The sequence below is a fragment of the Nonomuraea sp. NPDC000554 genome (assembly GCF_040300065.1).
In the GTDB taxonomy this organism is placed as follows: Bacteria; Actinomycetota; Actinomycetes; order Streptosporangiales; family Streptosporangiaceae; genus Nonomuraea.
Genome location: NZ_JBEPDC010000001.1, coordinates 102,927 through 129,518, shown reverse-complemented (window position 1 = coordinate 129,518; position 26,592 = coordinate 102,927). Strand labels below are relative to the sequence as shown.

The 26,592-nt window shown below is 67.2% G+C and carries 36 protein-coding genes; 33 read left to right on the top strand and 3 right to left on the bottom strand.

Translation table 11 applies throughout. The features are described 5' to 3' along the window. Nucleotides 1–2: 2 nt before the first annotated feature. The 20 genes from ABT294_RS00660 to ABT294_RS00565 all read left to right on the top strand — a co-directional run bounded on the left by ABT294_RS00660 (nt 3) and on the right by ABT294_RS00565 (nt 12,520). Nucleotides 3–428: a hypothetical protein gene (locus ABT294_RS00660; RefSeq protein WP_350802537.1), complete on the top strand. Its 426-nt coding sequence runs from the start codon at nt 3–5 to the stop codon at nt 426–428. A gap of 419 nt (nt 429–847) precedes the next feature. Beyond that, entirely contained in the window at nt 848–991 is a 144-nt protein-coding gene (locus ABT294_RS00655) for a hypothetical protein (protein WP_350802535.1), read from the top strand. Between the two features lie 601 nt (nt 992–1,592). Continuing rightward, nucleotides 1,593–1,988, top strand: coding sequence for a hypothetical protein (locus tag ABT294_RS00650; protein WP_350802533.1), 396 nt, complete (start codon nt 1,593–1,595; stop codon nt 1,986–1,988). Further along, nucleotides 1,975–3,612 carry a terminase large subunit domain-containing protein gene (locus ABT294_RS00645; protein WP_350802532.1) on the top strand — a complete coding sequence of 546 codons (1,638 nt, stop codon included), beginning with the start codon at nt 1,975–1,977 and terminating at the stop codon, nt 3,610–3,612. Before ABT294_RS00650 ends, ABT294_RS00645 begins: the two co-directional genes overlap by 14 nt. 1 nt (nt 3,613) lies before the next feature. Then, complete coding sequence (locus ABT294_RS00640) at nt 3,614–5,026, top strand: phage portal protein (protein ID WP_350802531.1); 1,413 nt, start codon at nt 3,614–3,616, stop codon at nt 5,024–5,026. Then, on the top strand, nt 5,026–5,952 hold the full coding sequence (locus ABT294_RS00635; RefSeq protein ID WP_350802530.1) for a VG15 protein: 927 nt from the start codon (nt 5,026–5,028) through the stop codon (nt 5,950–5,952). Before ABT294_RS00640 ends, ABT294_RS00635 begins: the two co-directional genes overlap by 1 nt. Nucleotides 5,953–6,005: 53 nt before the next feature. Continuing rightward, nucleotides 6,006–6,656 carry a hypothetical protein gene (locus ABT294_RS00630; RefSeq protein WP_350802528.1) on the top strand — a complete coding sequence of 217 codons (651 nt, stop codon included), beginning with the start codon at nt 6,006–6,008 and terminating at the stop codon, nt 6,654–6,656. Then, nucleotides 6,653–6,841 (top strand): ribosomal-processing cysteine protease Prp, encoded by a 189-nt coding sequence (locus tag ABT294_RS00625; protein ID WP_350802527.1) that lies wholly within the window; start codon nt 6,653–6,655, stop codon nt 6,839–6,841. The genes ABT294_RS00630 and ABT294_RS00625 overlap by 4 nt, the downstream gene beginning before the upstream one ends. A gap of 3 nt (nt 6,842–6,844) precedes the next feature. Next, nucleotides 6,845–8,152, top strand: a complete 1,308-nt coding sequence (locus tag ABT294_RS00620) for a major capsid protein (RefSeq protein ID WP_350802526.1) — start codon at nt 6,845–6,847, stop codon at nt 8,150–8,152. Beyond that, a complete protein-coding gene (locus tag ABT294_RS00615) occupies nt 8,152–8,352 on the top strand; it encodes a hypothetical protein (protein ID WP_350802525.1) in 201 nt (66 codons plus the stop codon). The genes ABT294_RS00620 and ABT294_RS00615 overlap by 1 nt, the downstream gene beginning before the upstream one ends. Before the next feature lie 7 nt (nt 8,353–8,359). Next, complete coding sequence (locus ABT294_RS00610) at nt 8,360–8,722, top strand: hypothetical protein (protein WP_350802524.1); 363 nt, start codon at nt 8,360–8,362, stop codon at nt 8,720–8,722. 12 nt (nt 8,723–8,734) lie between these two features. Then, on the top strand, nt 8,735–9,361 hold the full coding sequence (locus ABT294_RS00605; protein ID WP_350802523.1) for a head-tail connector protein: 627 nt from the start codon (nt 8,735–8,737) through the stop codon (nt 9,359–9,361). Beyond that, a complete protein-coding gene (locus ABT294_RS00600; RefSeq protein WP_350802521.1) occupies nt 9,358–9,750 on the top strand; it encodes a DUF6093 family protein in 393 nt (130 codons plus the stop codon). Before ABT294_RS00605 ends, ABT294_RS00600 begins: the two co-directional genes overlap by 4 nt. Then, nucleotides 9,750–10,133 carry a hypothetical protein gene (locus tag ABT294_RS00595; RefSeq protein ID WP_350802520.1) on the top strand — a complete coding sequence of 128 codons (384 nt, stop codon included), beginning with the start codon at nt 9,750–9,752 and terminating at the stop codon, nt 10,131–10,133. The genes ABT294_RS00600 and ABT294_RS00595 overlap by 1 nt, the downstream gene beginning before the upstream one ends. Continuing rightward, entirely contained in the window at nt 10,130–10,537 is a 408-nt protein-coding gene (locus tag ABT294_RS00590; protein ID WP_350802518.1) for a hypothetical protein, read from the top strand. Before ABT294_RS00595 ends, ABT294_RS00590 begins: the two co-directional genes overlap by 4 nt. A gap of 62 nt (nt 10,538–10,599) precedes the next feature. Then, entirely contained in the window at nt 10,600–10,923 is a 324-nt protein-coding gene (locus ABT294_RS00585; RefSeq protein WP_350802517.1) for a hypothetical protein, read from the top strand. Between the two features lie 3 nt (nt 10,924–10,926). Beyond that, a complete protein-coding gene (locus tag ABT294_RS00580; protein WP_350802516.1) occupies nt 10,927–11,112 on the top strand; it encodes a hypothetical protein in 186 nt (61 codons plus the stop codon). 3 nt (nt 11,113–11,115) lie between these two features. Beyond that, a complete protein-coding gene (locus tag ABT294_RS00575) occupies nt 11,116–11,601 on the top strand; it encodes a phage tail tube protein (protein ID WP_350802515.1) in 486 nt (161 codons plus the stop codon). Continuing rightward, nucleotides 11,601–12,155, top strand: a complete 555-nt coding sequence (locus ABT294_RS00570) for a hypothetical protein (protein ID WP_350802514.1) — start codon at nt 11,601–11,603, stop codon at nt 12,153–12,155. The genes ABT294_RS00575 and ABT294_RS00570 overlap by 1 nt, the downstream gene beginning before the upstream one ends. A 5-nt stretch (nt 12,156–12,160) precedes the next feature. Continuing rightward, nucleotides 12,161–12,520 (top strand): hypothetical protein, encoded by a 360-nt coding sequence (locus ABT294_RS00565; RefSeq protein ID WP_350802513.1) that lies wholly within the window; start codon nt 12,161–12,163, stop codon nt 12,518–12,520. Here the strand turns inward: ABT294_RS00565 and ABT294_RS00560 are convergent. Further along, complete coding sequence (locus ABT294_RS00560; RefSeq protein WP_350802512.1) at nt 12,513–12,659, bottom strand: hypothetical protein; 147 nt, start codon at nt 12,657–12,659, stop codon at nt 12,513–12,515. The two genes, ABT294_RS00565 and ABT294_RS00560, sit on opposite strands and share 8 nt — an antisense overlap. A gap of 109 nt (nt 12,660–12,768) precedes the next feature. Between ABT294_RS00560 and ABT294_RS00555 the strand changes: the two genes are divergently transcribed. From ABT294_RS00555 to ABT294_RS00500, 12 genes are all read left to right on the top strand, one after another. After that, nucleotides 12,769–16,347: a coiled-coil domain-containing protein gene (locus tag ABT294_RS00555; RefSeq protein WP_350802511.1), complete on the top strand. Its 3,579-nt coding sequence runs from the start codon at nt 12,769–12,771 to the stop codon at nt 16,345–16,347. Between the two features lie 61 nt (nt 16,348–16,408). Further along, nucleotides 16,409–16,672, top strand: coding sequence for a hypothetical protein (locus tag ABT294_RS00550; RefSeq protein WP_350802510.1), 264 nt, complete (start codon nt 16,409–16,411; stop codon nt 16,670–16,672). After that, nucleotides 16,669–16,938 (top strand): hypothetical protein, encoded by a 270-nt coding sequence (locus ABT294_RS00545; protein WP_350802509.1) that lies wholly within the window; start codon nt 16,669–16,671, stop codon nt 16,936–16,938. The genes ABT294_RS00550 and ABT294_RS00545 overlap by 4 nt, the downstream gene beginning before the upstream one ends. A gap of 1 nt (nt 16,939) precedes the next feature. Then, the gene (locus tag ABT294_RS00540) at nt 16,940–17,386 is read left to right on the top strand and encodes a hypothetical protein (protein ID WP_350802508.1); all 447 of its coding nucleotides are present in this window, start codon (nt 16,940–16,942) and stop codon (nt 17,384–17,386) included. Between the two features lie 71 nt (nt 17,387–17,457). Then, the gene (locus ABT294_RS00535; protein ID WP_350802507.1) at nt 17,458–19,320 is read left to right on the top strand and encodes a hypothetical protein; all 1,863 of its coding nucleotides are present in this window, start codon (nt 17,458–17,460) and stop codon (nt 19,318–19,320) included. Nucleotides 19,321–19,349: 29 nt separating this feature from the next. Next, nucleotides 19,350–21,173 (top strand): hypothetical protein, encoded by a 1,824-nt coding sequence (locus ABT294_RS00530; protein WP_350802505.1) that lies wholly within the window; start codon nt 19,350–19,352, stop codon nt 21,171–21,173. Then, nucleotides 21,173–21,586, top strand: a complete 414-nt coding sequence (locus ABT294_RS00525; protein WP_350802503.1) for a hypothetical protein — start codon at nt 21,173–21,175, stop codon at nt 21,584–21,586. Before ABT294_RS00530 ends, ABT294_RS00525 begins: the two co-directional genes overlap by 1 nt. Before the next feature lie 87 nt (nt 21,587–21,673). Then, nucleotides 21,674–22,114: a hypothetical protein gene (locus ABT294_RS00520; RefSeq protein WP_350802502.1), complete on the top strand. Its 441-nt coding sequence runs from the start codon at nt 21,674–21,676 to the stop codon at nt 22,112–22,114. Then, nucleotides 22,104–22,505 (top strand): hypothetical protein, encoded by a 402-nt coding sequence (locus tag ABT294_RS00515; RefSeq protein ID WP_350802501.1) that lies wholly within the window; start codon nt 22,104–22,106, stop codon nt 22,503–22,505. Before ABT294_RS00520 ends, ABT294_RS00515 begins: the two co-directional genes overlap by 11 nt. Beyond that, nucleotides 22,502–23,281, top strand: a complete 780-nt coding sequence (locus tag ABT294_RS00510) for a peptidoglycan recognition protein family protein (protein ID WP_350802499.1) — start codon at nt 22,502–22,504, stop codon at nt 23,279–23,281. Before ABT294_RS00515 ends, ABT294_RS00510 begins: the two co-directional genes overlap by 4 nt. A gap of 92 nt (nt 23,282–23,373) precedes the next feature. Next, the gene (locus tag ABT294_RS00505) at nt 23,374–23,733 is read left to right on the top strand and encodes a hypothetical protein (RefSeq protein ID WP_350802498.1); all 360 of its coding nucleotides are present in this window, start codon (nt 23,374–23,376) and stop codon (nt 23,731–23,733) included. 163 nt (nt 23,734–23,896) lie between these two features. Then, nucleotides 23,897–24,181 carry a hypothetical protein gene (locus ABT294_RS00500; protein ID WP_350802497.1) on the top strand — a complete coding sequence of 95 codons (285 nt, stop codon included), beginning with the start codon at nt 23,897–23,899 and terminating at the stop codon, nt 24,179–24,181. Between the two features lie 99 nt (nt 24,182–24,280). On the opposite strand, the gene ABT294_RS00495 is transcribed toward ABT294_RS00500, so the two are convergent. Together ABT294_RS00495 and ABT294_RS00490 are read right to left on the bottom strand one after the other, a co-directional pair. Then, nucleotides 24,281–24,556: a hypothetical protein gene (locus ABT294_RS00495; RefSeq protein WP_350802496.1), complete on the bottom strand. Its 276-nt coding sequence runs from the start codon at nt 24,554–24,556 to the stop codon at nt 24,281–24,283. 159 nt (nt 24,557–24,715) lie between these two features. Next, on the bottom strand, nt 24,716–26,065 hold the full coding sequence (locus ABT294_RS00490) for an NsdA family TPR-like regulatory protein (RefSeq protein WP_350802495.1): 1,350 nt from the start codon (nt 26,063–26,065) through the stop codon (nt 24,716–24,718). 244 nt (nt 26,066–26,309) lie between these two features. Here ABT294_RS00490 and ABT294_RS00485 point away from each other — a divergent pair, with 244 nt between their 5' ends. Then, nucleotides 26,310–26,546, top strand: coding sequence for a hypothetical protein (locus tag ABT294_RS00485; RefSeq protein WP_350802494.1), 237 nt, complete (start codon nt 26,310–26,312; stop codon nt 26,544–26,546). Nucleotides 26,547–26,592 lie beyond the last annotated feature (46 nt).

Below are 26,592 nucleotides of genomic sequence, written 5' to 3'. Positions count from 1 at the left end.
GCATGCAGCGGCACAAGGTGACGATCACCCCGAACGCTAACGGCTTCGGCGCCCACCAGCTCCATGTGGACGGCCAAGACCTCTCACGAGGCGTCCGCTCCCTCCAGATGTCTCTCGACCCCGGCGACGCTCCACGTATCGAGTTGGAGATGGGCATCGTCGAAGTGGAGCAGATGGAGTTTGAGACGCCTCACCTGTACATCTCGGACGCCACCAGAGACGCCCTGGTCGCTCTCGGCTGGACTCCGCCCGCTGTCGATGCTGATCCCGTCGCGGTCGTGCTACCTGCGCGCCCCGAGATGGAGTCGATCGTCACCATGTTCGACAAGCGCTACCAGATCGTCGGCTGGGACGCCTACGGCCGCGATGTCGATGGCGTCTCGTCCATCACGTTGAGGCTTGCCCCGGCTAGCGATCGGACCTCGTAGACCTCCGGGCTGGACGGTTCCTAGCCGCACGCCGCATGCTTGGCCGTCCGCCCGGACCACTCTCGAATACCCGTTCGACCCCTGGGTATCCTCGCCTACATGGACCGCCCGCCTGTCGTACGCCTTCCCGGCCACCCCTCCAGGGCTGGTGGTCTCCTGGAGTGGCGGCGACTCCGGAACGGCCAGTGGGAAGCGCTCGTCGAGATCGTTGAGATCGCCCCCGGCTACTCGGGCGGTTTGCAAGAACCCCGCCCTGCGTGGTTCCGCGCCCACGAGGTTGAGCCCGTTGAGGGCGAGGACTACAGCCAGGTACCACGCACCCGAGCCGATAACGCAGAGTGAGAATCTAGGCCGAAAGGCTTCCGATCACCGGGCGCTATACCTACCGAACGTAATCAACGCAGGAACGGAGAACCACTATGAACGTCCTGCTCATCCTCGCCCTCGCAGCACTCCTCGCCAGCCTCATCCTCGCCGCCACCCAGAAGGCATGGCCCATAGCGCTGCTGAGCGCCGGCCTGTTCCTCGCCGTCCTCAACGACGCCGGCATCATCCACACCTAGCCCATGCCAGCGTTGAAGGTATGCAGCACGCCTGGCTGTCCAGCCCTGTGCGCACGTGGCAGGTGCGATGACTGCAAGCGCGAGGCCGAGCAGAAGCGAGGCAGCGCCTCATCCCGTGGCTACGACAGGGCATGGGCACGCACACGCAAGGCGTACCTACGCACACACCCACGCTGTGAGTGCGACACCTGCATGGCCCTACCTGTAGAGCACAGGCCCATGGCCACAGACGTAGACCACATAGACGGGCTCGGACCCAAGGGCCCACGTGGTCACGACCCATCGAACCTCAGAGCTTTAACGCATGCCCACCACTCCAAGCGCACGGCACGAGACCAGCCAGGAGGATGGGCTGCCGGCAACGGTGCGTGAAGGGGTGGGGGGAAACCCCCTCAAGATCCACATTTGAGGACCGCGGGGGAGGTCTCTGCCATGTGCGGAGGGTTCAAACGTTACGGCCTGTCACGCAAGGTGACTGGCTGGCCTGATGCCGCGCAACGCGGTGAGGGAGTAGTGATCGATCATGGCGCGTGGAGGTGCCCGGAACAGGTCTGGTCCGCAGCCTGACGAGTCGTCGGGGCGTTCGGAGCAGCGCGGGGTGGTGTTCACTGCCCTGCCGGCCGAAGGCTACGACGGCGAGCCGCCAGAGTTCCCGCTGCCGCTGGCGACCGGACGCGAGCTCGAGGTATGGGCGGAAGCCTGGTCGACGCCTCAGGCCGCGGCGTGGTCGGTTCAGGCCTGGCGGTGGCGAGCAGTCGCCATGTGGGTGCGCTGGTCGGTCCGGATGGAAGCCGAGGACGCCTCAGCGGCGCTCGGGAACGTCGTCATCCGGTACGCCGACCAGATCGGGCTGACGCCAGCCGGGCTGAAGGAGAACGGCTGGAAGATCGCCGAAGATGACCTAGCGGCCAAGCGTCGAGAGAAGGACGACGACCTCGACGATGACGCCGAGGATGTGCGGTCCCGGTTCGCGGTCGTGACCAATGGCGGCGGCTGACGAGTACGTCGTCGACTTCCCGACCCTGTTCATCGTTCCGGCGTGGATTCAGCGGCACTGCATCGTCCCGGACGGGTTCAGCAAGGGCCGCGCGTTCCGCATGTACGACTGGCAGCTCTGGTGCACGCTCAACCACTACCGGATCAAGCCGAACGCGAGGGCGTACGGCAAGAACGGCGTGCCCACCCGCGGTGCGGCGTTCTTCTACCGCCGTTCGCAGATCATCGCCCCGCAGAAGACCGGCAAGGGTCCATGGTCGGCGACGATCGTCTCTGCTGAGGCGGTTGGCCCGGTCGTGTTCGCCGGGTGGGCGCAAGGTGGAGAGGTCTACCGGTGCGCTGATCACGGGTGCGGGTGCGGGTGGACCTACCGGTATCAGCCAGGCGAGCCGATGGGCATGCCGTGGCCGACTCCGCTGATCCAGCTGCTGGCCACGTCCGAGGACCAGGTCGACAACGTGTATCGGCCCTTGCAGGCGATGGCGAGAGGGCCGCGACTGTCGGAGCAGATGAAGGTCCGCGAGGGCTTCATCCGGCTGCCGAACGACGGAATCATCGAGGTCGTCACGTCCAGCGCCATGTCTCGGCTGGGCAACCCGCTGATCTTTTGCCTTCAGGACGAGTCGCAGCTATACAACGTGACTAACAAGCTGGTGAAGGTCGCTGAGACGATGCGGCGCGGCGCCGCGGGCATGGGCGGCCGGTCGATGGAGACGACGAACTGCTTCAACCCGGCTGAGCAGTCGACGGCGCAGCGCACGTTCGAGGGCCAGGCGAAGGACGTCTTCAAGTTCTACAAGCCGCCGCCGGCGAACCTGTCGTTCGGCAACAAGGCCGAGCGGCGGAAGATCCTGCGGTTGAACTACGCGCACTCGCCTCACGCCAGCGTCGACATGATCGAGGCTGAGTGTGCCGAGTTGGCTGAGACTGATCCCGCCCAGGCGGAGCGGTTCTTCGGCAACAGGATCGTGTACGGTTCCGGTGCTTGGCTGGACGGCGAGCGCTGGGACGAGCGGGCCGATGTCCGGACGGTGCCTGACGGCGTGCCGGTCGTGCTCGGTTTCGACGGCTCGGACAGTGACGACTGGACGGGCCTGCGGGCGGAGACCGCAGAGGGCTTCCAGTTCACGCCCACCTACGGACCCGATCAGCGTCCGACCATCTGGAACCCGGCGGAGTTCGGCGGCCAGGTGCCGCGGCTCGAAGTGGCCGCGGCCGTCGACGAGCTCATGACGCGGTACAAGGTGGTGCGGATGTACGCTGACCCGCCCGGCTGGGCGTCGGAGATCGACGCCTGGGTGGAGCGGTACGGCGACAAGGTTGTGGTGCGGTGGGCCACCTATCGGCCGGCTCAGATGCACGCAGCCACGGAGAGGCTGCTGACGGACGTTGTGAAGGCCGAATCGAGCTTTGCTCACGACGGGTGCCAGCAGACGGCCATCCACGTCAAGAACGCCCGCAAGGCGCCCAGGCCGGGCCAACGCTACGTCCTTGAGAAGCCCAACCAGACGCAGAAGATCGACCTCGCCGTCTGCTCCGTGCTCGCGCACGAGGCCGCAGGCGACGCCCAGGCCGCTGGCCTGTTCCGGAAGAGACGCCCCTCTAAGGTGATCGTGATGAGGTGACATGGCTCGCACCGAGAAGCAGTGGCTCATGCACCTGATCAAGTGCCACGACAGGGAACTGCCCGAGCTGAAGAAGTGGGACGCCTACTATGAAGGGCGGCAGCCGCTCAGCTACATGGCTCCGGAGCTGATCCAAGAGCTGGACGAGCGAGTTCGGCAGGTCGTGGTCGAGTGGCCGCGGCTCGTCGTGGACAGCCTCGAAGAGAGGCTCGACGTAGAGGGGTTCAGGTTCGGCCGGCAGGCCGAGGCCGACGTTGAGCTGTGGCGGATCTGGCAGGCCAACGACCTCGACGAGCAGTCCCAGCAGGCGCACGTGGATGCCCTGGTGATGGGCCGGTCCTACGTGATCGTGGGCACGAACGAGGACGACAAGGCGACCCCGATCGTCACGGTGGAGTCGCCGCTGGAGGTGTTCGCCGAGCACGACCCGCGCACGCGGCAGGTGACGGCGGCGGTCAAGCGGTGGACCGAGGAAGACGAAGACGGGAAGGTTGAGCACGCCACCCTCTACCTGCCCGACGTCACCGTGTGGTGGGTGAAGCGGGACAACGACTGGGCCGAGGACTCCGAGCACGAGCGGGACACACACGATCTCGGCGAAGTCCCAGTCGTGCCGATCGTGAACCGGGCCCGCACCAAGTGCCCCCTCGGCGTGTCCGAGCTGAAGCCGATCGTCCCCATCTCGGATGCGGCCTGCAAGATGGCCACCGACATGATGGTGTCCGGCGAATTCCACGCCGTCCCTCGCCGTTACGCGATCGGCGTGGGCGAGGAGGACTTCGAGGACGAGCAGGGCCGCAAGATCTCCGCCCTGAAGCGGATCATCGGCCGAATCTGGGCCATCCCGAAGCACAAGACCGATGACGGTGTCGAGGTCGGTCAGTTCCCCGAAGCCAACCTCTCCAACTTCCACGAGACCTTGAAGCTGCTGGCGATGATGGTCGCCTCCCTCGGAGGGCTGCCGTCGCGCTTCCTCGGCCACGCCACCGACAACCCGGCCTCCGCGGATGCGATCCGGTCGGATGAATCGCGTCTGATCAAGCGGGCTGAGCGCAAGCACAGAGGCTTCGGCGGCTCGTGGGAGAGGGTGCAGCGCCTTGTCCTGGCGGTGCGCGGCGACGAGTCGGACGATGATGCCAAGAGCCTGGAGACGCTGTGGCGGGACGCATCCACTCCGACGATCGCGCAGAAGGCCGACGCCGCGGTGAAGCTGTACACGGCGAAGATCGTGCCGCTCCGTCAGACGCGCGAGGATCTCGGTTACACGCAGGTCCAGATCGAACGCATGGAGGAAGAGGACGAGAAGGCCGCCGAGAACGCATTCCAGCGGGTCATGGCTGGCGACCTTGCCGCATTGACCGGTCCGAAGCCGCCCCAGGAGCAGCAGGAGCCCGAACCTGAACCGGTGGCGTGATGGCTGTCGAGCAGGTCGCGCAAGCCCACTACCAAGCTCAGCAGACGGTCGTGCGGGCCACGGTCGAGGAAGGGCAGGCCCTGTGGGGGAGCGTCCAGGCGGGGTCCGTGCTGGAGTCCTGGCTGGCCGTCCTGGAGGCGATAGTCCAGGTGCTCACCCTCGGGCAGAGGACCTCGGCGGCGCTCGCCCAGCCGTACCTGTCGGCTCTCGCTCGCGAACAGGGCATCTCCCCACTCGCGGCTGGCGTCGTGAATCCCGCAGCGTTCGCCGGCGTGGCCGCGGATGGCCGGGATCTCCGCTCGCTGCTGATGCAGCCCATCCTGCGCGTCCTGGGACTGCTTGCTGCCGGCGCCGACGACACGTTGGCGCTCAATTCTGGGCTGGCGTCGCTGGTGCGGATCCTTGACACGGAGACCGTCGACGCGGGCCGTACCGCTGTCGGGGTCGGCGTGGTCGCCAACCGCCGCTACGTCTCTTACGTCCGCATGCTGACCCCTCCCTCTTGCGGGCGCTGCATCGTCTTGGCAGGCCGGCAGTACGCCTGGAGCAAAGGGTTTGCCCGCCATCCGGGTTGCGACTGCTACCACCTGCCGATCACCGCAGACAGCCCAGAACGGCTGCTGGTCCAGTCGCCGCGCGAGGCGTTCGACGCGATGTCACGCGAGCAGCAGGACCGGTCCTTCGGTAAGGCCGCCGCGGAGGCGATCCGCGACGGCGCCGACATCGGCCAGGTGGTGAACGCCCGCCGCAAGGGCGCCACATACGTTGCAGGCGGGCGCCAGTACACGCGGGAGGGCACGAGCCGCCGGGGCCATTACGGCGCCGGCCGCGATGCCCGCCCGACCTCTGAGCAGATCTACCGAGATGCCGCGGGCGACCGTGAGCAGGCCATCAGCCTGCTGCGCCGCTACCGCTACCTCATCTAGACGTTCCCGCGCCGCAAGGGTGTGGGGCTGATCCCGCAACGGGAGACCGATCAATGTTCCATGACCGACCCTGGCTGTTCGACCTCGCCCGTTTCGATGAGGACCCGCAGCCGCCGGACGACGACCCGGGCAACCTGGATCCAGAGCCGGACCCCGAACCCGAGACGGACGACACGCCCGAGCTCGGCGACAAGGGCAAGCAGGCGCTCGACCGGATGAAGGCCGATCGCGCCAAGGCTCGCAAGGAAGCCGCCGAGGCGAAGAGGCGGGCCGACGAGCTGGCGGCGAAGGTTGCCGAGTTCGAGGACCGCGACAAGAGCGAGACCGAGAAGCTCGCCAAGCGCACCGAGCAGGCTGAGGCGCGAGCCCGGCAGGCCACGGAGCGTGCGGTGCGCGCGGAGGTGAAGGCGCTCGCGGCCGATGTGTTCGCTGACCCTGAGGACGCGCACGCGTTCCTCGACCTGGCGACGTACGCGGGCGATGGCGGCGAGATCGACGTCGAGTCAATCCGCGCCGACCTGGACGACCTGCTGGAGCGCAAGCCTCACCTGCGCAAGCAGGCTGCGGTGCCGCTGAAGAAGACGCCCAAGCCGGACCCGTCGCAGGGTCCGCGCAAGGAGCCCGAACCGACCGACTATCGCACCGCGGACAAGGCAGCGTTCGTGGCCGAGCTGCAGAAACTCGGCGTACGCCCAACACGATGATCCGTATCCGCGCCCACCTGGGGCCGGGACACACCTCGATTGAGGTGGACGGGCACGAGGGCCACGCCGAACAAGGCCGCGTGTGCGCCGCGGTGTCGGCCATCGCACAGACCGCGCTGCTCGGGCTGCAGGAGATTGCCCGGCAGCACCCGGACCTCGTGTCCATTCAGATCACTGAGGAGTGATTCATGAACAAGACCGCCCGTTGGGCGTTCCAGCTCGACCGCCACGACGTGCGGTCCACACTGATCCCGCAGATCCGCGAGATCATGCAGAACGGTCTGCTCTACCGGACCTTCGAGGAGGCGCTCCTTCCGGAGTTCCTCTACCCGATGATCGCCAATCAGCGGCCGTGGAACGCCAACCTGGGCGACACCGGAACGTTCACCCGGACCGGCCTGCTCAACCCGGTCACCACGCCTATCACCGGTAACGATCCGGCGACCCAGTCCTACGGTATCGAGCAGTACAGCGTGACCATGGACCAGTACGGCATCGCCATGGACACCAATCTGCTCCAGTCGAGCATGTCCCTGGCGTCCAAGTACCTGGAGGACGTGCAGAAGCTCGCCATCTCGGCTGGGCAGTCGCTCAACCGGATCGCCCGCGACAAGCTGTACAACGCCTACATGGGCGGTCGCACCTGGGCGACCACGGCAGGTGCCTCTGACACCTCGATCATCGTTCAGTCGGTGAAGGGTTTCGAGACGGTCCTGGTCAACGGCAAGCCCACCCCCGTGTCGGGTGCCAATCCGTTGAATGTCACGATCGCGGGGGTCGCCAACACGGTGACCGGCGTCAACGCTGGCACCAGCACGCTGACGCTGGGCACTGCTCGCGCGGATGTGGTGGGCGACTCCGTTGTGGCTGCGAACGCGCCGTTCAGCGTCCGTCCCGGCACTGCTGCGACTGCGTTCAACCTCTCCAACAACTCCTCCGACTTCGCCACGTTCAAGCTGTTCCGCGCGGCCGTCGCGCGGCTGCGCAAGATGAATGTGCCGACCAACGGCGGCTACTACACCGCCCACATCGACCCCGACACCGAAACGCAGCTTTTCGACGACGCCGACTTCAAGCAGGCCCTGACCGGCCGCGTCGATAGCCCGATCTACCGCGACCTGTCCATCGGCCGGTTCGGCGGCATCGACTGGGTGCGCGACAACGAAACGCCGACCGTGGCTGGCGGTTCGGGCGGAACCGTTACCGTGCACCGGCCAATCGTGTTCGGTGGAGACGCGTTCATTGCCGCTCCGTTCGAGCGCATGGGTTCGCTGCTGGCGGAGACTGACGTGTCCGACTTCCCGGCGATTCAGATGATCGGCCCGGCCAACGGCGTCCAGGTCGCGATGATCACCCGCCCGCCGCAGGACCGTCTCCAGCAGATCATCGGCTCAGCCTGGAGCTGGGTGGGCGACTTCGGCGTCCCGTCCGACTCCACCACCGGCGACGCGGCGCTGTTCAAGCGTGCGGTCGTGGTCGAGCACGGTGCCGCCTGATGTGGTGGAAATGCAACGCTGGCTACATCAACAGCCAGTTGATAGGCGTGCTGGAGGTCCGGCTTACCGGATCCCAGTACTCCATCGCAGTGAAGGGCGACAACGTCATCCTGAACGCGGGGCCGTATTCAACGGCAGCCGAACCGGAGACGGCGTTGCGCAAACTCGTCCAGGGCGTCGACCCAGCGACGATCGTCTGACAGGAGCGTGACGATGCTGGTAACGGCAACAGAGGACTTCACGTTCTTCTACAACCTGGTGCCGGTGCGGGTTGCGAAGGGCGAGGAAATCTCCAGCGACATTGCCGCCTATCTGCTGCGCATCCGCGCGGCCGTCGAGCCCGCCGACGATGAGGCGCGATCGGTAGTCGGCCCGTTCGAACCGGAACCGGTGCAGGAGTCGCCACCCGCTGATGAAGACGTTCTGAACATCGACGGCACGATAAGCGCCATCCTCATCTGGGTCGGCGACGACCAGGAGCGGGCGGCGCAGGCGCGCGAGGCCGAGTCCGCAAGGGATAAGCCTCGCTCCACGCTGATCAGCCAGCTCGACGAAATCCTCGGACGCTGACGGGAGGCCACCGTGTCTCTGCCTCCGCTTGCCACGGTGGCCGACCTCAACACCCACCTGCAAACCACACTCCCAACTCCCCAGGCCGAACTCGCCCTCAAACGAGCGTCGGCCCGGGTGCGGTCCTACACCCGCCAGCAGATCACCTTCACCGCAGGCGACACCATCGACGTGGACGGCGGAGACCGTGTCCTGAGGGTGCCGCAACGGCCTCTCGTGGTGGACGGCTCCAACCCGCTCACCGTCGTCGAACTCGGCGACTTCGGCGGCTTGGACCTGACCCTCACCGAGGGGACCGACTACACCCGGCTCGGCGACGAACTCACCCGCGGTTACCCGTACTACTGGACCAACCGGCTGATGGGCTGGCCCTACAACCGGATCCGGGGAGTCTGGGCGCCACGAGTGCGGCTCATCTGCAGCCACGGCTACCAAGAGACACCTGACGACGTCATGGACGTCGTGCTCGCGCTGGCCACCACCAACGTGAGCAACCTCCTCGGCCTCCGGTCGGAGTCGATCGACGACTACTCAGTGACCTACGCCACCGAGACAGTCGGCGATGCCCGGCTGAACAAGGACCAGAAGGACGAACTCCGCGGCTACCGCAAGGGCGCGTTCAGCGTGACGCTGTCATGAGCGTCGAATCCGTTCTGGCCGCCGGCCGCGCCGCGGCGCTCCGCCTGATGCGGGACACCTGCACGGTAGACCGCAAGGACGGCGATCCGGTGCTCAACGAGGAGACCGGCGAGCTCGTGCAGCCGTACCTCACCGTGTACAGCGGGAAGTGCCGGATCAAGCCCCGCTCCAGCTCGGAGACGGAGTGGGGTGAGCACGAGGTCACCTTGGGCCAGTACGTGGCCGTGCTGCCGTGGGACGCCGACGGGCAGATCCAGCGCGAGGACCGGCTGACTGTCACAACCTCTGATGACGCGTGGCTGATCGGCCGGCAGCTCGAAGTCATCGGCATCTCCCTCGCAGGCACGTCGACCGCGCGGCGGATCCTCGTTGAGGACAAGGAGGGCTGATGGCCGATCTGGACTCCAGCGACCTTGAAGCCCTTATCCAGGTGTTCGATGGCGCCGAGCAGGAGGCTGCTCGTCGCGCGTACCCGGTGGTGAAAGAGCACGCTGAAGCGCTCCGCGATCAGTGGCGGGACAATGCCAAACAGAGCGCTGGACGTCACGGCAAGCACTACCCGAAGAGCATCACCGCCGAGCAGGTTCCCGCTGCGGACGCGGCCGAGTGGGAGGTCGGGCCGGAAACCCGTCTCCCGCAAGGTTCGATGGGCCGCGGGTTTGAGTACGGGTCGCGTAACCAACCGCCGCACCTGGACGGCTGGCAGGCGGTCATCGGGCAGGAGCCCAAGTTCCTCAAGAGCTTGGACGAGATCGCAAAGGGCCTGCTGTGACCGCGGTCCCGTCGCTGGCGTTGATGAACGGTCTGCTGGCGATGCTTCGGGCAGCGGTGCCGACGTGCTCGTTCTACTGGGCTGGGGCCGCTGCGGGCGCGGAGGGGCCGTATGCGGTGCTCTACCCGACGCAGGGGCTCAAGTCGGCCTTCCACCGTAGCCTTACGAACGACGCTCCCACCGAGGTTCGCTACCAGGTGACCGCGGTTGGTAAGACGCCTGATCAGGCGGCGTGGGTGGCCGACAAGGTCACGGCCGCGCTGTTCGCCGGGGTTCCGACCGTTGCCGGGCAGCGAGTGTGGCCTGCTGTGCAGGAATCCGCGCAGCCCGTTCGGCGCGACGACGAGTCTCTGACCGTGTTCATTGCCACGTCGCAGTGGCTGACTCGGAGCGATCCCGCCTAACTTCCCACGTTTCCCCAGCCCGCTATCGTGCGGGCCTTTTTCATGCCCTGAGGAGAGCCCGTATGGCTACCTACACAGCAGAGGCGATCACGTTCGCGGGGACGGTCCCGACCTCCCGCACCGCAGCTGCCGGAGACAAGCTCACGCCTGACGACAACGCCTTCATCCGGGTCACCAACGGCGGCGCCTCGCCGGTGGACGTGACCTTCGCCGTGCCTGGCAACAACGAGGACGGTGAGCCCAACCCGGACCCCAAGCGCAGCATCGCCACGGGTGCCACGAAGGCGATCCGCGTCAACCGGAGGTGGGCTGACCCGGCCGATGGACTGATCGCTCTCACCTGGTCGGCTACGACCTCGGTGACCTTCACCTACGAGCGGGTGTAGCCGATGGCCACGCTGACGATCCGCGACCCGTACGGCAACACCTTCGAGATCGACGCCTCCGCGCGCTCCTTCTGGGAGCACCGCGACGGCTACACGATCCTGCCCGGCGACGAGCCCGAAGCGCCCGCCGAGCCCACCCAGACCGGCAAGAAGGCGGCGTCTCGGCCTGCCTCGGAAGACAAGGAGTAGGCCGTGTCCAAGCGCCTCACTGACGGCAACACGAAGGCGACGTTCGTCCCGGTGATCGGCAGCATCTCCGCGCCGACCGTGGCCGAGCTGACGGACGCCGCGATCGTCGCGCTGGAGAACACCGTCACCGACGACGGCCTCGACATCTCGTTCGACGAGGGCACCGTCGAGGGCAACGTCCTCGCGAGCACACAGGACTTCGAGAGCCCCGGCCGCACCAAGGCCCAGATCGAGCTCACCTACTACCGCGACTCCTCCGCCGCCGCGGACCGCATGTGGTCGGTCATGACGCGCGGCACCGCCGGATGCCTGGTGGTGCGCCGCGGTGTCGCCGCCGCGACCCCGTACGCCAGCGCGCAGAAGGTCGAGGTGTACACCGTGACGTGCGGCGAGCGCCGGCCGATGGCGCCCGAGCGCGAGTCGTATGAGAAGGTGCAGCTCAAGCTGTACGCGTCCGGCACGTACACGACTGAGGCGACGGTGGCCTGATGGCCGCAGCCCAGGCCGCGAGCGTCGCGGACATCATCAGCCAGGTTAAGCGGCCCGAGAAGACAGTGCCGATCTGCCTCGCCGGTGACCTTCAGGCCGAGTTTGAGGACCTGGAGCGGGACCTGGCGATTGCCCGCGACCAGCCCGCCGAGGGGACGCTGGCGGGCGGCGCCAACCCAATGGCGACGCAGATAGCTCAGCAGATCATGGAGCTGCGGGAGCGGATGCGTGAGCACACCCGCGTGTTCAGGTTCCGCGGCAAGCCTCGCAAGGAGTACTCCGATCTGGTGGCCTCATGTCCGCCGAATGAGGAGGACAGGGAGAAGGGTGCGGAGGTCGACTGGGAAACCTTCTCGGTCGCTTTGGTGTCTGCCTGCGCTGTCGAGCCCAAGATGAGCGTGGAAGAGGCGGAGCAGCTCGCCGACGTGCTCACGCAGGCGCAATGGGACAGTCTCGTCACCGCGGCCTTCTCGGTGAACAAGCGGGATGTGGATGTCCCTTTCTCCTTCGCCGCCTCCGCGATTCTCCAGAGCTCCAGGAAGAACTCGAAGTAGCCGCGATGTGGGGCGTCCCACGCAGTGAACTGCTGGGACGCCAAGCACAGGCGACCACCGAGTTCGTGTACGAGGACGATCGCCTTGTCCGCACTGTCACGACATGGGAGCCTCGCTGGCTCCCTGAGGACGTGTCGTGGGCGCAGGCGTGGCGGCGGTGGGTGGCGGGCAAATGCCCCGGGTGCGGCCTCCAGTTGGAGGAGACCACCGCCATGAAGGATGGCGAACCCGTCCACGCCTACCACGTGCCAGACCCGGCACGCTGCTACGGATGCGACGCGAAACTCAAGGATGATGAGCAGCGCGCCAAGATGCCGACCGTCCGTCCCGGGGCGCTGCTGCGGTACGTCGAGCAGGTCAGCTGAAGATCGCGGCAATGAGCAAGATGAAGCCGATAAAGATCAGTAGCGGCACGATGGTGTTCTTGCCGCCGGCCTTCCACCACTCGCTGACGTCGCGGGGGTCGTCGGCGCCGCCTTCCATGTCTTCGACACGTCGGAACATGGTCGCTTCTCCATTCGGCTGAGATCCCCCGATCCGTCGCGATGATGACACGTTCCAACGCCCCATCTGCCTCGAACGGCTCAATTTGTGACCAGATGGGCGGTGAGTCGTGGCCGACCGCAGTGTCTCGATCAACCTTCGGGCAAGAGTTTCCGGGTTCGTCGCCGGCATGCGGGAGGCCAAGGGGGAGACGCAGAACCTGTCTCGTCAAATGACGGAGACGGGCGCGTCCGCGGACAGGATGCGGCAGCGCTTGGAGGCGGCTACCCGCGCGCTGCCGAAGATCCAGATTGACGCGGATAGCACCGCGGCTGAGGTGAAGTTCGCGCAGCTTCGCTCGCAGATGGACTCCCTTGCCGACAAGAAGATCGGCATTGACGTGTCCGCAGCGGACGCGATGGCGCAGATCCGTGAGATCGAGCGCGAGCTGGAGCAGCTTCAGCGCAACGAAGCGGACATCAACGTCAAGGCCGACATCGGCGCCGCGCTGGCAGAGCTGCGCGCGGTCGATGCTGAGGTGTCCAGGGTTAATGGCAAGGACGCCAATGTGCAGGTCAACGCGGACGTGCGCGGCGCTCTAACCAGCATTGCCCTCGTAGGCGCAGCCCTGGCCTCTCTGCCGGCCGTGACCACGATCGCGGTCGGCGTGACCGCACTCGGGTCGGCGTTCGCCGCGGCTGGCGTCGGTGCCGCAGCATTCTCGGCGGTTGCTGTGCCGGGTTTCAAGCGGGTCAGCGAGGCGCTCAAGGCCCAGGAGAGCGCGGCCCAGTCCGCGGGAAGTGCGACGGGTGGCGCTGGCCGGTCCGCCGCAGATGCGGCGCAGCAGGCGGCGGCGCTTGAGCAGGCTGAGAAGCGGCTGAAAGACGCTCACCTGGAGGAGAAGCAGGCCCAGGAGGATCTGACGCGCGCCCGCGAGGCCGGGCGTCGGGCTCTGGAGGACATGAACTTCTCGATGGAGCGCAGCATCCTCAGTCAGAAGGATGCCGCTCTCGCGGCGCGTGAGGCTGAGGCGCGGCTGGCCGATCTTCAGAGAGACCCGAAGGCGACCGCTTTGGAGATCGAGCGGGCTCAGCTGAGCCTGGAGCAGGCTCAGCAGAGGAGCCGCGAGCAGGAGGTCAAGACCCAGCGGGCCCGCAAGGACACGGCCGAGGCCAACCGCGAAGGCGTGAAGGGCACCAAGGAGTACCAGCAGGCCCTCGACCGGTTGAAGCAGGCACAGGACAAGGTCTCGCAGGCCGAGCAGCAGCTTAAGCAGCTACACCAGCAGCAGGCGCAGGCCATGTCTGGCGGCGGCGGTGTGGCGAACAAGGTCAAGGACGCCTTCGCCGGCCTGTCGAAGCAGGAACGGGAGCTGGCGAAGGATCTGAAGTCGTTCCAGGACGCGTACGTTGCTTGGCAGCGGTCCCTGGAGCCTCAGGTGTTCGGCGTCATCTCCCAAGGGCTTGGGCTGATGCAGTCCAGCCTGCCGAAGCTGACTCCGCTGGTGCAGTCGTCGTCGGCGGCATTCCAGGTGCTATTGCGTGATGCTGAGAAGGCTCTCGCGGGGCCGTTCTGGAACACCTTCCTCTACAACGTCAACACCCAAATTCCCGGCGCGATCGTCGGCCTGGGGCGCTCCTTCGGCAACATCGCCACAGGGGTCGCCGGGATCTTGGACGCCTTCCTGCCGTTCACGCCGACCATCGTCGGTGGCGTGGAGAAGGCGTCGAAGGCGTTCTCCGAGTGGGGCCAGAACCTGAAGAACTCGCCGGAGTTCCACGAGTTCATCGCCTACGTGAAGGAGAATGCCCCCCAAGTTTGGGATCTGATCAAGAACGTCGCGAGCGCGCTCGGCAACATCGCCAAGGCCGCAGCTCCGCTCGGCGTCGGCGCGTTCTCCGGGCTCAACCTGCTCGCCCAGATCGTCTCAGGGATGGACCCGGAACACATTCGGGGCATCGCTCTGGCCATCGGCGCTATCAAGCTCGCCACCCTCGGCATGGGAGCGGTCAAGTCGTGGCAGAACTTCGCGGGCGGGATCGAGCTTGCGGGAGCGTCGGCGGGCAAGGCCAGTGGCAAGATGGCTGCCCTCGGCAAGGCCGCCATCGGCGTGTCAGCTGCGGTCGTCGGTTTCGAGGCGACCGGCTCCATCCTGTCCGAACTCGGCGGCCAGTCTGAGGGCGTCGACAAGCTCACGCTCGCGCTGACCGAGCTGGGTCAGTCCGGCAAGTGGGCTGGAGACCTCGGCAACCAGTGGGGTGGCGCGTTCGATGATGCCTCAAAGGCGGCACGCCTGTTCGGTGACGGCTTGAGGGAACTGCAAGACCCGTCGTTCGGTGAAATGTACTGGCTCCACCCCTTGTCGGAGATACTCGCGATCCTGCCCGGCATCGACTCCGAAGTGGACCGGCTGGAGCAGAAGTTCACCGACCTGGACACCGCGCTGGCTGGGATGGTGCAGTCCGGCAACGCGGACATGGCCGCGAAGGCGTTCGACCAGCTCGCGCAGCAGGCAGCCAAGCAGGGCATCCCTGTCGAGAAGCTCAAGGAGCTTCTGCCGACCTACAGTCAGGCCGTCCGGGTGGCCGGCACCGCCTCGGCCGAGGCGGCGGCCGGAGTCGATCAGGCCAAGCAGCAGATGGACGGCTTCAACCAGTCGCTGTCCACGTTCGCCGGCCGGACCGACGCCTTGCAGGCGCTCCAGAGCATGAAGTCCGCCTACAACGAGGCTGAGAAGGCGATCGAGGCGGCGAGCGGGAAGTTGGACGTCAACGCCCGCATGACCGACAAGCAGCGCGATGCCGTCATTCAGGCGCGCGAAAAGTTTGGTGCCTACATCGAGAGCGTACGGAGTGCTGCCGATGGGGCGAAGACGCTGGGAGACAACACGCTCGCAGGGACGCGGGCAGTCCTCGAGCAGCTGCCTCAGCTTGGCGCGCTGGCCGGGAAGAACAAGGAAGCCCGCGAGCAGATCATCCTGCTGGCGCAGGCGTACGGCATCAGCCGCGAGGACGCGATCAAGGCCATGAACGGGGCCAAGGACTTCAAGGAGGTCTTGGACAAGCTGAAGTCCAAGGAAGTCGAGATCAAGCTGAAGACCGAGGAAGCGCGCAAGCAGTTCCACGATCTCGTTCAGGAGTGGCTCAACATCAAGCCGGTGGAGATCCCGGTCGGGATCAAGGCTCCTACGAAGTCGCCGAAGCCGAAGGCCGCGGGCGGCATCCAGACGACGTCAGGCGTGGACCTGATGGCGGCCGGCGGGGTGCGCGGCTCGTCTTCGATGTCGCCTCCGCCGAACATCACCGACAAGGCGACGCTGATCGCGGGCAGCAACACGGTGTACGCGGAGGCCGGTCGCGAGGCGTACATCCCGTACGCGTCCCAGTACCGGGGTAGGGCGATCGGCATCATGTCGCAGGTCGCGGACGACTTCGGCCTGCAACTGGGCGGCAAGACGTCGTCGCCGATGATGACGTCCGGTCCGGTCAACTCCAGCCGGGTGTCTGCTCCTCAGCAGGTGTCCGCGCCTCGCATGGTGACCTCTGCGCCTTCGGCGTCGGGCGGCGGGTCGGTGCCTGGAAGCGGTTCGGCTGGCCGGTCGGGCGGCGGTCTGGTGACGATCCAGGGTGACCTGGTGGTCCGGGAGCGTGCTGACGCCGATCTGGTGGCGTCGTACCTGAGCGCCCGGATCGATTCCAAGGGGTTCTAGCCGGGGGCTCCGGGCGGTATGCCTGGGGCCTTCCTCACATCGGTAGGGAGGCGGTTTCGGCATGCCCGAGATCATCGCCGCTCAGGCGGCGGACCTGGCCCGGCTGCGGTCGGTCCAGCACATTCGTGGCGGTCGCACGGCCGCCACCCAAGACCAGGTGCGCGAGTACCGGGACGGTGACGGCAGGTGGGTAAAGGTGATCGAAGACCAGCTTCGTAACCGGGTCCGGATGCGGCACAACGGGCAGGACGTGAAGATCCTGAACGCGCCGCTGGTGGTCGGCCGCTACGAGAACGGCCGCTTCGTCAACGTGGGGGCGCTGTGACGAGCGCGAGGCTCGCCGCCATGCAGGCGCGGCGTGAGGCGGAGTTCCTGGACGTGTGCGCCGAGTATCAGGACCGTCTGGCGGAAGCGAAGGACGCGGTGCGGGCGGCGCGGGAGTCCGGCGACGACGAGGCGGCGGCGCAGGCGTACCAGCGCATGAAGGAAGTCGGGCGTGAAGTGCACGAGTTCCGCGCGTGGGCCAAGACGATGGGCAGCCCGCCCGAGGGCAGGCCGGGCCGTGATGCTGTGATCCGGATGGGGGGCTGACATGGCGTGGGGCGGTTCAGGCTGGTACGGGGACACGATCTCCGACGCGCTCGGCACGACCCAGCTCGGCATCGATCTCGAACTCGACACGGCCAAGCTGGCGTTGTACGACAACACGATCACGCCGGACTTCAACGCGGGCAACCCGGCGTACTCCACCACGGGCGAGATCGTCGGCACCGGGTACACGGCGGCCGGCAAGCTGGTCACCGGGACCGTCCTGTTGGCCTCGGGCGGGTACATCATCTGGAGCGGCGACAACGTCCAGTGGACGTCCAGCACGCTGACCGGCGTGCGTGGCGGCATCATCCTCGCCGACTACCTGTCGCCGGCGGCGAGGCGGCTGATCATCGGCATCGACTGGGGCACTGCCTACGCCACCGCTGACGGCACCCTGTTGGTGTCGTGGCATGCCAACGGCATCGGCCGGTTCGACTACATCCCGTAACAGCTGCACGGTTCTCCGCTTCGTCCATTCGCCGCCCTCGTGGCGGCTTTCCTGCTTCCTAGGGGGTGGACGTGGCGGTCGCCTACCGGTCCTCCAGTTCTGCCAGCGGATCTTCTGCCGGGTCGTTCACCTGCCCTAAGCCGACCGGCGTCGTCGCGGGCGATGTGCTGATTGCGTTCCAGGCCGGGTACGTCAACGACGACACCAGCATGACGACCCCGACCGGTGGGGCGGCGTGGGCGCAGCTCGGCTCGACGGTGGTCGGCGGCGAAGGGCTCAGCGTCAAGACGTGGTGGAAGGCCGCCGGAGCGTCCGAACCCGCAACGTACAGCTTCGCCCACGACAACCAGTGCGTGGCGATCATCGTCGCGGCATCAGGCGGCGCCACCTCGACGCCGGTCGTCGCAGGCTCCTTCGCGGGAACCGGCACCGCCGTGACCACCCCTTCGGTGACGCCTGCGGGTAGCGCCGATCTGGAGATCCGGTGCGCGGCTGTTGCGGCGGCCAGCGCGGCAACGTTCACGCCTCCAGGCGGGCTCACCGAGCAGCAAGACCGCAACGTGCCGGGCAAGAACCTGGGCGCGTCGGCGGCGACTCGGATCCTGACCGGTGGCGGGGCGACGGGGACGGCTGACTTCACCTCTTCGGTGACTCCCGATATGCGGGCCGGTGTCACGGTCGCCATCACCACCGGGTCAGTCGGCGCGACGATCAACCCGTCAACCGTGGACGCGGTCACCGACATCCCCGCGCCTTCGGTGTCCGCGGGCCAGTCCGTCCGCCCGGCCACGGTCGACGCGGTCGCCGACATACCGACACCTGGGGTGTCGGCCGGGCAGACCATCCGCCCGAACACTGTGACCGCTGTGGCGGTCATTCCGACGCCCTCGGTGACAGCGGGAGCAGCCGAGGTGGTCGAGGCAGCCACCGTCACCGCGACGGCGGACATCCCCACCCCGGCGATCATGGCGATCCGGAACGCCACCGTCAGCGCCGCGACCGTCGACGCGGTCGCGGACATTCCAACACCGGCGGTCACGGCCACGTTCAACACCACCATCAACGCCACGACGGTGGACGCGGTCGCAGTCATCCCGACGCCTGGGGTGTCGGTGCCGGTCCTGCCTGGTGACAGCATCACCGGCGACGGGCAGGTGGAATGGAACGGTCGGCTGTGGGGCGACGGGACGTTGTTCCGGGTGCGGGAGATCTCCGGGTGGGAGTCGCTGCCGCAGATCGACGACCTGTCGGTGGAGGAGCCCGCCAGGCATGGCGCGTTCGCCGGTAGGAGTTTGGCGCAGCGGAGGATCGTGCAGATCCGGCTCCAGGTGGACTCGATCTCCGACCCGACGCAGGTGTCGGCGCTGCTGAGGCAGTTACGCCACGACACGCGCATCCTGCGCGACAACAGCCTGTGGCCGCTCGTCGTCCGCGGCTACACCGAGACTCTGCTGGCGTTCGGGAAGGTCATTGACCGGACCGGGGTGATGGACGGCTCCTACTCGGTGGGCGCCCCCGAACCCGTCATCACGATCATGTGCCCGGACCCGCGCCGCTACAGCCTGGAACAGCAGTCCGTCGTCATCGCGGCCAACGACTCCGCCCCCACAGCGCTGGTCAACGACGGCGACGTCTACACCAACCCGCTGCTCCGCTTCCCCGGACCGGCGATGAACCCGCTCGTCGTCAACGAGACCTTGGATCGGATCCTCGCCTTCGACCTCACCATCGGCGCGGGCGAACTCCTGGTCGTCGACACTCAGCGCGGCACCGTGAAGATCGGCGACGCCGACCACACCGCCGACATCACCGACACCCTGTCGGTCCCGATCAAGGAATTCTTCCTCGACGTCGGCCCCTCCCAACTCTCCTACGAGACCGATGGCGGCGGCGCCGGCGGCCTCGAAGCCCTGTGGCGTTCCGCCCACCTGTGACCGGCATCTGACCTGAACGGAGGTGGGGCATGGCCACGCTGCGTTCGGTGTCGTCCATTGTCGGCGCGACCCCGGTTTTCACCTGCCCCCGCCCGGCCGGAGCCGTCCAAGGCGACGTGCTGGTCGCGTTCCAAGCTGTTGGTGACGACGAGCCTGGAGGCATGGCCACCCCCACCGGCGGTTCGGCGTGGCTGCCGCTCGGGCAGCGGTCCGCGAACGAGTGGGCGGGCGGCAGGGTGTGGTGGAAGGTCGCCGGCCAGTCCGAGCCAGCGAGCTACAGCTTCCGCGGGGAGCGGGCGGGCAGCATCGTCGCGATCGTGTGCGTGTCCGACAGTGACGGCACCGCACCGCTGATCGCGTCCGTGCAAGAGGATGGCGGCGACCGGATCGTCTGCCCCACGGTGTCGCCTTCGACCACGACTGGGGTGACGATCCGCTGGGCGGCTGCTGTCCGCTCCGGCGCGACCTCCTGGTCGCCGCCTCCGGGGCACACCGAGCAGATGGACCGCGACGGCAACGGCATCGCGGCGGCGCTGGCCACCAGGGCGCGCACCATCGCAGGATCGACCGGGTCAGCCGCGTTCACCGTCGTGGGCGACCTGTTCGAGCCGTACGTGATCGCGTTCACCGTGGACGTGGGCGGAACGGGCAGCCCGCCCGTCCCGGATCCTGATCCGATCCCGCCGTCGCCGGACGTCCACTACAAGTACAACTTCTGCGACTTGAAGACCGACGACTTCATCACGAACCTGGACCTGGACAACGTCTCCTACACCCGTCTGATCGGCGAGCCGGGCAGTTTCACTGCGACCGTGGACGTGACCAGTCCCGAGATCGCTGACGCGGTGGCCCGCGTCGTCCCCCGCTGGGTAGAGCACCCCTCCGAACCCGACAGCCTCTCGACGGGGCCGGGCAGAAGCGTGGTGCATGTCTACCGCAACGGCGTCGTCTGGGGCACCTACGCCATCTGGAAGGCCGTCGTCCAAGGCGACGGGCGCGGCGCGCTCAAGGTCACACTGACCGGGGCGTCACTGGAGTCGTACCTGAACGCGGTCGAGATCCGCTCCACCCTCACCTACTCAGACACCGACCAGCTGGACATCGCCCGCGACCTGATCGCCTCCATGCAGGAACTCACCCACGCCAACATCGGGCTCACCGTGCAGGCAGGGGCCTCCGGCGTCCTCCGCGACAGGACGTACGCCGCAGGCGAGGGCGGCACATTCGGCCAACGGCTGAAGGAACTCGGCGACGTCGAGAACGGCTTCGAGTGGATGATCCACACCTCGGACCCCGGTACCGGGGCCCGCGTGCGAGAAGTCCGGTTCGGCTACCCGCGCCTTGGCGTCGCCGCCGACCACGTGTTCCAGCAGCCCGGCAACGTCCTGTCCTTCTCACAGGAGATCGACGCCTTGCGCGGCGCCACCTCCTACCGGGCGCGCGGAGAGTCGGTCAGCAGTGACGCCTCCACCGCGAGCACGCCACTCATGTCTGCCGAGGCCAACGCCGACCAGCACCTGAGCGCAGGCTGGCCGCGCATCGACCGGACGCTCGACTACTCCACCGTCAAAGAGGTCGACACCCTCAACGCCTACGCCCAGCGGTACGCCACCGAACGGCCGGGAGCGGTCCGCGTCCACCAGATCAGCGTGCGTCTGGACGACACCGAATGGACGCCCGCCAACCTGGGCGACACCGTCCGCATCATGCTCGCCAACGACTGGTGGCCCATCACAGGCGGCGGCGCGTCCTTCGATCACCGCTGGCGCGTCATCGGCGTTCAGGTGCGCGCCACCTCCCGCAACTCTGCGGAGGTTGCCACGTTCACGTTCCAGGAGGAGGTGGATCCCTGATGCCGCTGCCACAAAGTGAGGGATTCGAGGATCGGTTCCGCGCGTTGGAGCGCAAGGTCAACGACCTGTTCACCTCCATCCAAAACCAGTCCGGGCGCACCGTCGCATCCCAAGGTTGGCTACTCAGGTCGATGCCCGGCCCGGCCGCCCCGCCATCCGGAGACGTCTACATCTACGCCAACGGCGGCAGGTTGTGGGCCCGCTCCAGCTTCGGCTCGACCGCCCTCGTCGATCCGCCGCAGGCCAGCTCCGTAACCTCGCTGATCCGGACCATCGGCACCGTGGACGACACCATCTCCAGCGTCGGCAGCACCTACAACGCGGGCGAGCTCGACAACAACTTCCGAGACCTCGCAGCAAAGATCAACGAGATCATCTCCGTCCTGAAATCCGCCGGCCTGATGCTGCCCTGAACTTGGCCGCCCGTGCGGGCTTGTGCTGTGCCCCTGAGGGATGCGCGGGCGGCCACCAATCGACACCGTCAACCAAGGGATCCCAGCATGCGCCGATTCGTTCCGCTAGCCGAGCATCCCTTCGAGATCCTGTTCGCCCTGCTCGCCTTCCTGAACGGCCTGGCGCTGACCCTCGGTGGCAGCCGACCCGCCAGCCTGAACGCCACCCTCCCCGGGGTGGTGGTGTGGGCGTGGGGTGCGATCCAGGTGTTCGCGGGGGCGTTCATCGTGGCCGGGATCGTGCTGCGCTACGTCCGACCCGCATTCTTGATGATCGGACTGCGGCTGGAACGAGCTGGCCTGTGGCCGCTGTCGGCGGCTGCTGCCGTGTACAGCGTGGTGGCACTCGGCTACGCCGGACTCCGTGTTCTTTACCCGGTCAGTGTGCTCGTCGCGGTTGCTGTCGCCTGCATCGCGCGAGCGCGGGCCGTTGCCGGAATTGAGAAGACCGTTTTGAAACACACCCGAGGGGGTTCGGTTGGCGACTGAGTGGCTGACGCCAGCGGTTATCACCTTGCTGGCCGGGGGGTTTATGTCGGCTCTCGGGGTGCTGGTCAAGGTCCGCGTAGACCTGCGCAAGGCCCGGCTGGACGAGGAGCGTCAGCCGATCGAGATGGAGAACGTCTTCATCGGGGGCGCCGAGAAGGCCGTTGCAGCACTCCAGGTGGCATTAGACCGGGCCGAGACGACAATCGGCCGTTTGGAGAAGTCGCTGTCCGACCGTGACGAGAAGTTGCAGGAACGCGACCGGAAGATCGCTGAATTGGAGCAGGAGCTGACGAGGACCCTCGCCCGCCTGGCCCGCCTGCAAGAGCGATGCGAACAGCTGACTACGCGGCTGGCAGAGCTGCGCACTGATGAACGCCAGGAGGGGCGATGAAGACAGTGAAGGCGCGATGGTTCCACTCGGGACGCCTGTCACCGATCCGTCTCGTGGTCATCCACAGCATGGAGTGGGCGGAGAAGCCGACCACGGCGGAGGACTGCGCCCGCATGTTCGCGACCATGGGCAGGCAGGCGTCGGCTCATGTGTGCGTGGACAACGACTCCGTGGTGCGGTGCGTCGCGGACAAGGACACGGCCTGGGCGGCTCCTGGAGCCAACGCTGACGGGTTGCAGATGGAGTTGGCGGGGTTCGCCCGCCAGACGCGTGGCGACTGGCTGGACGCCTATTCCAAGGCGATGCTCAAGCAGGCCGCCGCTGTTGCTGCCGGGTGGGCGAGGCTGTACAAGATCCCCGTCCGGAAGCTGTCCCAGGCGCAGCTGCGTGCCGGCCTGAAGGGTTTCACGACTCACGCTGACGTCAGCGACGTCTACAAGCGCAGCGACCATCACGACCCCGGCGCCGGCTTCCCCTGGGACGTGTTCCTCGACCTCGTTCGCGAGGCCATGGCGGGCGAGGACGACGGCGACGACGAGGTTGCCATCCCGGAGTGGAAGCGTCCGCTGACGTGGCCTCCCACGACCAAGGGCGACGACGTCAAGGTGTGGCAGCGGCAGATGCGCAAGCGCGGCTGGAAGCTCGACGTTGACGGTTGGTACTCCCAGGCCGACGAGGACATCTGCAAGGCGTTCCAGCGGGAGAAGGGCCTGCCGGCGACCGGCAACGTGGACCGCCCGACGTGGGAAGCCGCTTGGACCGCCCCGATTACGTGATCGACGACTTGGCCCGGCTGTACCTGATGCGACGGCACGGGCTCCCACTACTCCCTCCCGCCGTGGTGGCGGGCGTCCCTGAGGAGGGGCATGTGAACAACGAACTCACGGGCGAGCCTGCGCTGTACGCGTCGCTGGTCGCGTCTGCGGTGCAGCTGGCGGCGGCGTTCTGGTTGCCGTGGTCGGACGCTCAAGTCGCCGTGGTTAACGCTGTGGTGATGGCCGCTGCGGGCGTGTGGGTGGCGTTCGCTACCAAGAGCGTCGACCGTGGCGGCAGTATCAAGGCGGCCATCCTCGGTTTCGTCCAGGCGGGCATGTCGCTGGCGGTGACGTTCGGCTGGCAGGTCAGCCCGGAACAGACCGCGGGCGTGATGACGTTCGTCGGCCTGCTGGTCGCGGTGTTCATCCGGCAGACGAGCACGCCGAAGAGCAGCCTTGACCTGGCAGCCTGACCTTCTACGAGGACGGCACGTTCCAAGCTTCGAGCGGGTGGTCAGTCCGAGAAACACAACCTGCGGCGTCGCCCACTGGGACTGGCGCGGCAAGCCTGCCTCCTTTGACGGGCGCGGCGACATCCTCGACTGGCAGACCGACATCGGGTAGGAGGCGGCGGCGATGGTCCGCATGCTTGGCCGCAAGGTCTGGTACGGCGTCTTCTGTGCGTGCTGCAACGGCCCTAGGACGGTGAAGGTTGAGCGGGCCAGGGAGAAGCGCGAGTTCGCCCGCGAGCTACGCCCTGAGGGGCTCCTGCCAACAGCCGAGCCGGACGACGGCCACTGTCTCCACGCCTGCCATGGCGAGTGCCTGACGGGCGGCTCAGTCTCGTGCTCGTTCTCCTGTCACCTTGACGGACCCGTCACCGAAGAGCAGTACTGGGCCGCGCAGGCCCTACCCCACTGATCCCTTCGCCTGCTTCGGTGGGCGAATGCCACCCTCCCCGGGTGATGCGAAAGCCCCCGCTCTCTTCGGAGAGCGGGGGCTGCTTCGTGCTGTCTGGGGTCAGGCGCGTCGCCAGCGCCAATAGGGGTCACTGGACTTGTAAATGCACTTGTACTTGCGGTTGGTCACCTTCGCGTAGCCGTACCGCTGGTGCGCCGCTTTCGGGCAGAACGCGCCAGGAGTGATGCAAACCCAGTGGGTGCCCTGCTGCTTGTAGCAGGACGCCGCCGTGCTGGCGTGCCCCTGGACTGACGCGGACGCAGGCAGGGAGACCGCCACAGGGATGGCCAGAGCCGATCCGACCAGCGCGGCGGAGACGAGGAGACGTCTGAGCAACGAGGGCTCCAGAGGTCGAAGGAGTGGAACGTGACAACGGTGAGACGGTGGATGAGCCGATCTGGTTGTCGATCGACTATGACCGGATGCGGACAGCCCGGTCCTGTAACGCATGGCGCCCGCTCTCCCGGATGGGAGGGCGGGCGCGGGCAGGGGCGATTACGCGGTCAGGTCGAGGAAGCCCCGCACGATCGGCACGTCCTTGTGATCGGCCAGGCCGCCGCGCAGCTCGTCCAAGGCGCTGCTACCCCGCGCCGACTCAACGCCGCCCATCAACCGGAGGACCTGTTCGGCCACCTCTACGGCCGCGTCGAGGTCGCCGAGGGCCAGGTGCGCCTCAGCATGGCGCGCCAGGTAGATCGCGGTGCCGCGCGCCTCTTGCTGGCTGTCGTACGGGTCATGCCCGTTGAGGGCGAGGTCGAAGAACTCCAGGGCTCGGCGGGGCTCCCCGAGGCTGAGTGAAGTGCTCGCGGCGAACATGTGCAGCTCACCTGCGGTGACCCAGTACATCGACGGCAGGTCGCCGCTGGCCGCGCCGGCATGGTCGTACGCCGCGAACGCGGCGTCTACCGCCTGGTAGGCCGCTTGCGCCTCGCCCGCGAGCGAGTGGGCGCGAGCCCGGCGCGCGTGCAGTAGCGCCTTGACTCTGGGCGAGTTGATGCGGCGCGAGGACTTGAGCGCTCCGTCAATCAGGTCCAGGGCTCCTCTAGGGTCGCCGCCCGCGTAGCGGAGGTTGGCCCAGAACGCGAGCGTGCTGGCGCCCACGGTGTCGTTGCCAGCGCTCGCGGCGGCGCGCAGCGCGGCGACGTAGTGGCGTTCCGCGTCAGCATTGTGCCCGGTGTCGTAGGCGCACCAGCCCGCCAGGCGGGACGCCTCGGCCGCGCCGGCGTACAGGCGGCGGCCGACTTGCTCAGTGTGGGTCGTGTCCTTGAGCAGGCTGGCGATCAGCCGGAGTTCGGCGGTGGCGGCGTCGTACACCTGCGCGGAGCCGATCTGGTCGTCGAGGTGCCGCAGGGCGTCCAGGCGTAAGTCGAGCTGGTCGGCGACCTCGTGTCCGATGCGGCGACGGCCCGCGAGGCTGGCCTGAGCGCTCTGGGCGGTTGCCCATTGCGCGACGATGCCAGCGAGCGCGCTGGTCGATGCAATCAAGAAGGCGCGACGGTCCACTGGCCCTCCAACGTCGTCCAGTACCTTGACGCTACCCGCGGGAGTCCAGGGCGACTCCAAAACGGTGCGATCGTCGTCAAATGCCGCAAGCAGCCAGTCGGGCCAGCCGCGGGCGTATACGTCGCACTCCTGTACGCCGAGCACGTCTGCCATGGCCAGTTGTGTGTGGATCCTCGGGGCGGTGCCAGCGACCCACCGGGATACTTTCTCCTTGCGGGCGGCCATTCCCCCGAAGCCGCGGGCGCGTTGCCGGACGGCGACCTTGCCTAAGAACGCTTCTGCAGTCCAGCAGCGGCGGGCGAGCAGCACCGTGAGCGGGTGACGTTCTACGGCGATGTCCACAGGCGTCCCCTTGGTTGAGGGTCGCCCTTCAGTGTGTTCCTGTCCTGGCCTGCCTGTGAAGGGCTTCCAGCGAAAAGGCAACCATAGGCAACCGGTCAGCAACCTAAGGCAACGCCACACCTCTTCACCTGCGCCGATCCGCCGCTCACTCTGGGCGCAAGCCGGTCCATCCGGAGGAACACGCCGAGGTGGACTGGCGGCCACGAGCCCGCCAACAGGCGAGCCCAACCCAGAGGAGGTCTCCATGACCGCGACCACCAACAACCTGTACGAGCGGCCCGTCGAAGGCCCGTTCAAGGCGCTGTGCGGCGGCGGCGACAACTCGGACGGCACGATGGAGGACTGCCTGTCCATCGCTCCGCTGAGCGGCGGCGGCTACGCGCTGGGCGACACCAAGGCGGCCGGCGCCGGCCGAGAGCTGCGCATGTCCAGGTCGGAGCTGGTCAACGCCGCCAGGGCGATCCTGAACGACCTGGCCTAGCCTTCCCCGATCTCGGAACCTGTGGGCGCTCAGAACTGGCTTTCCG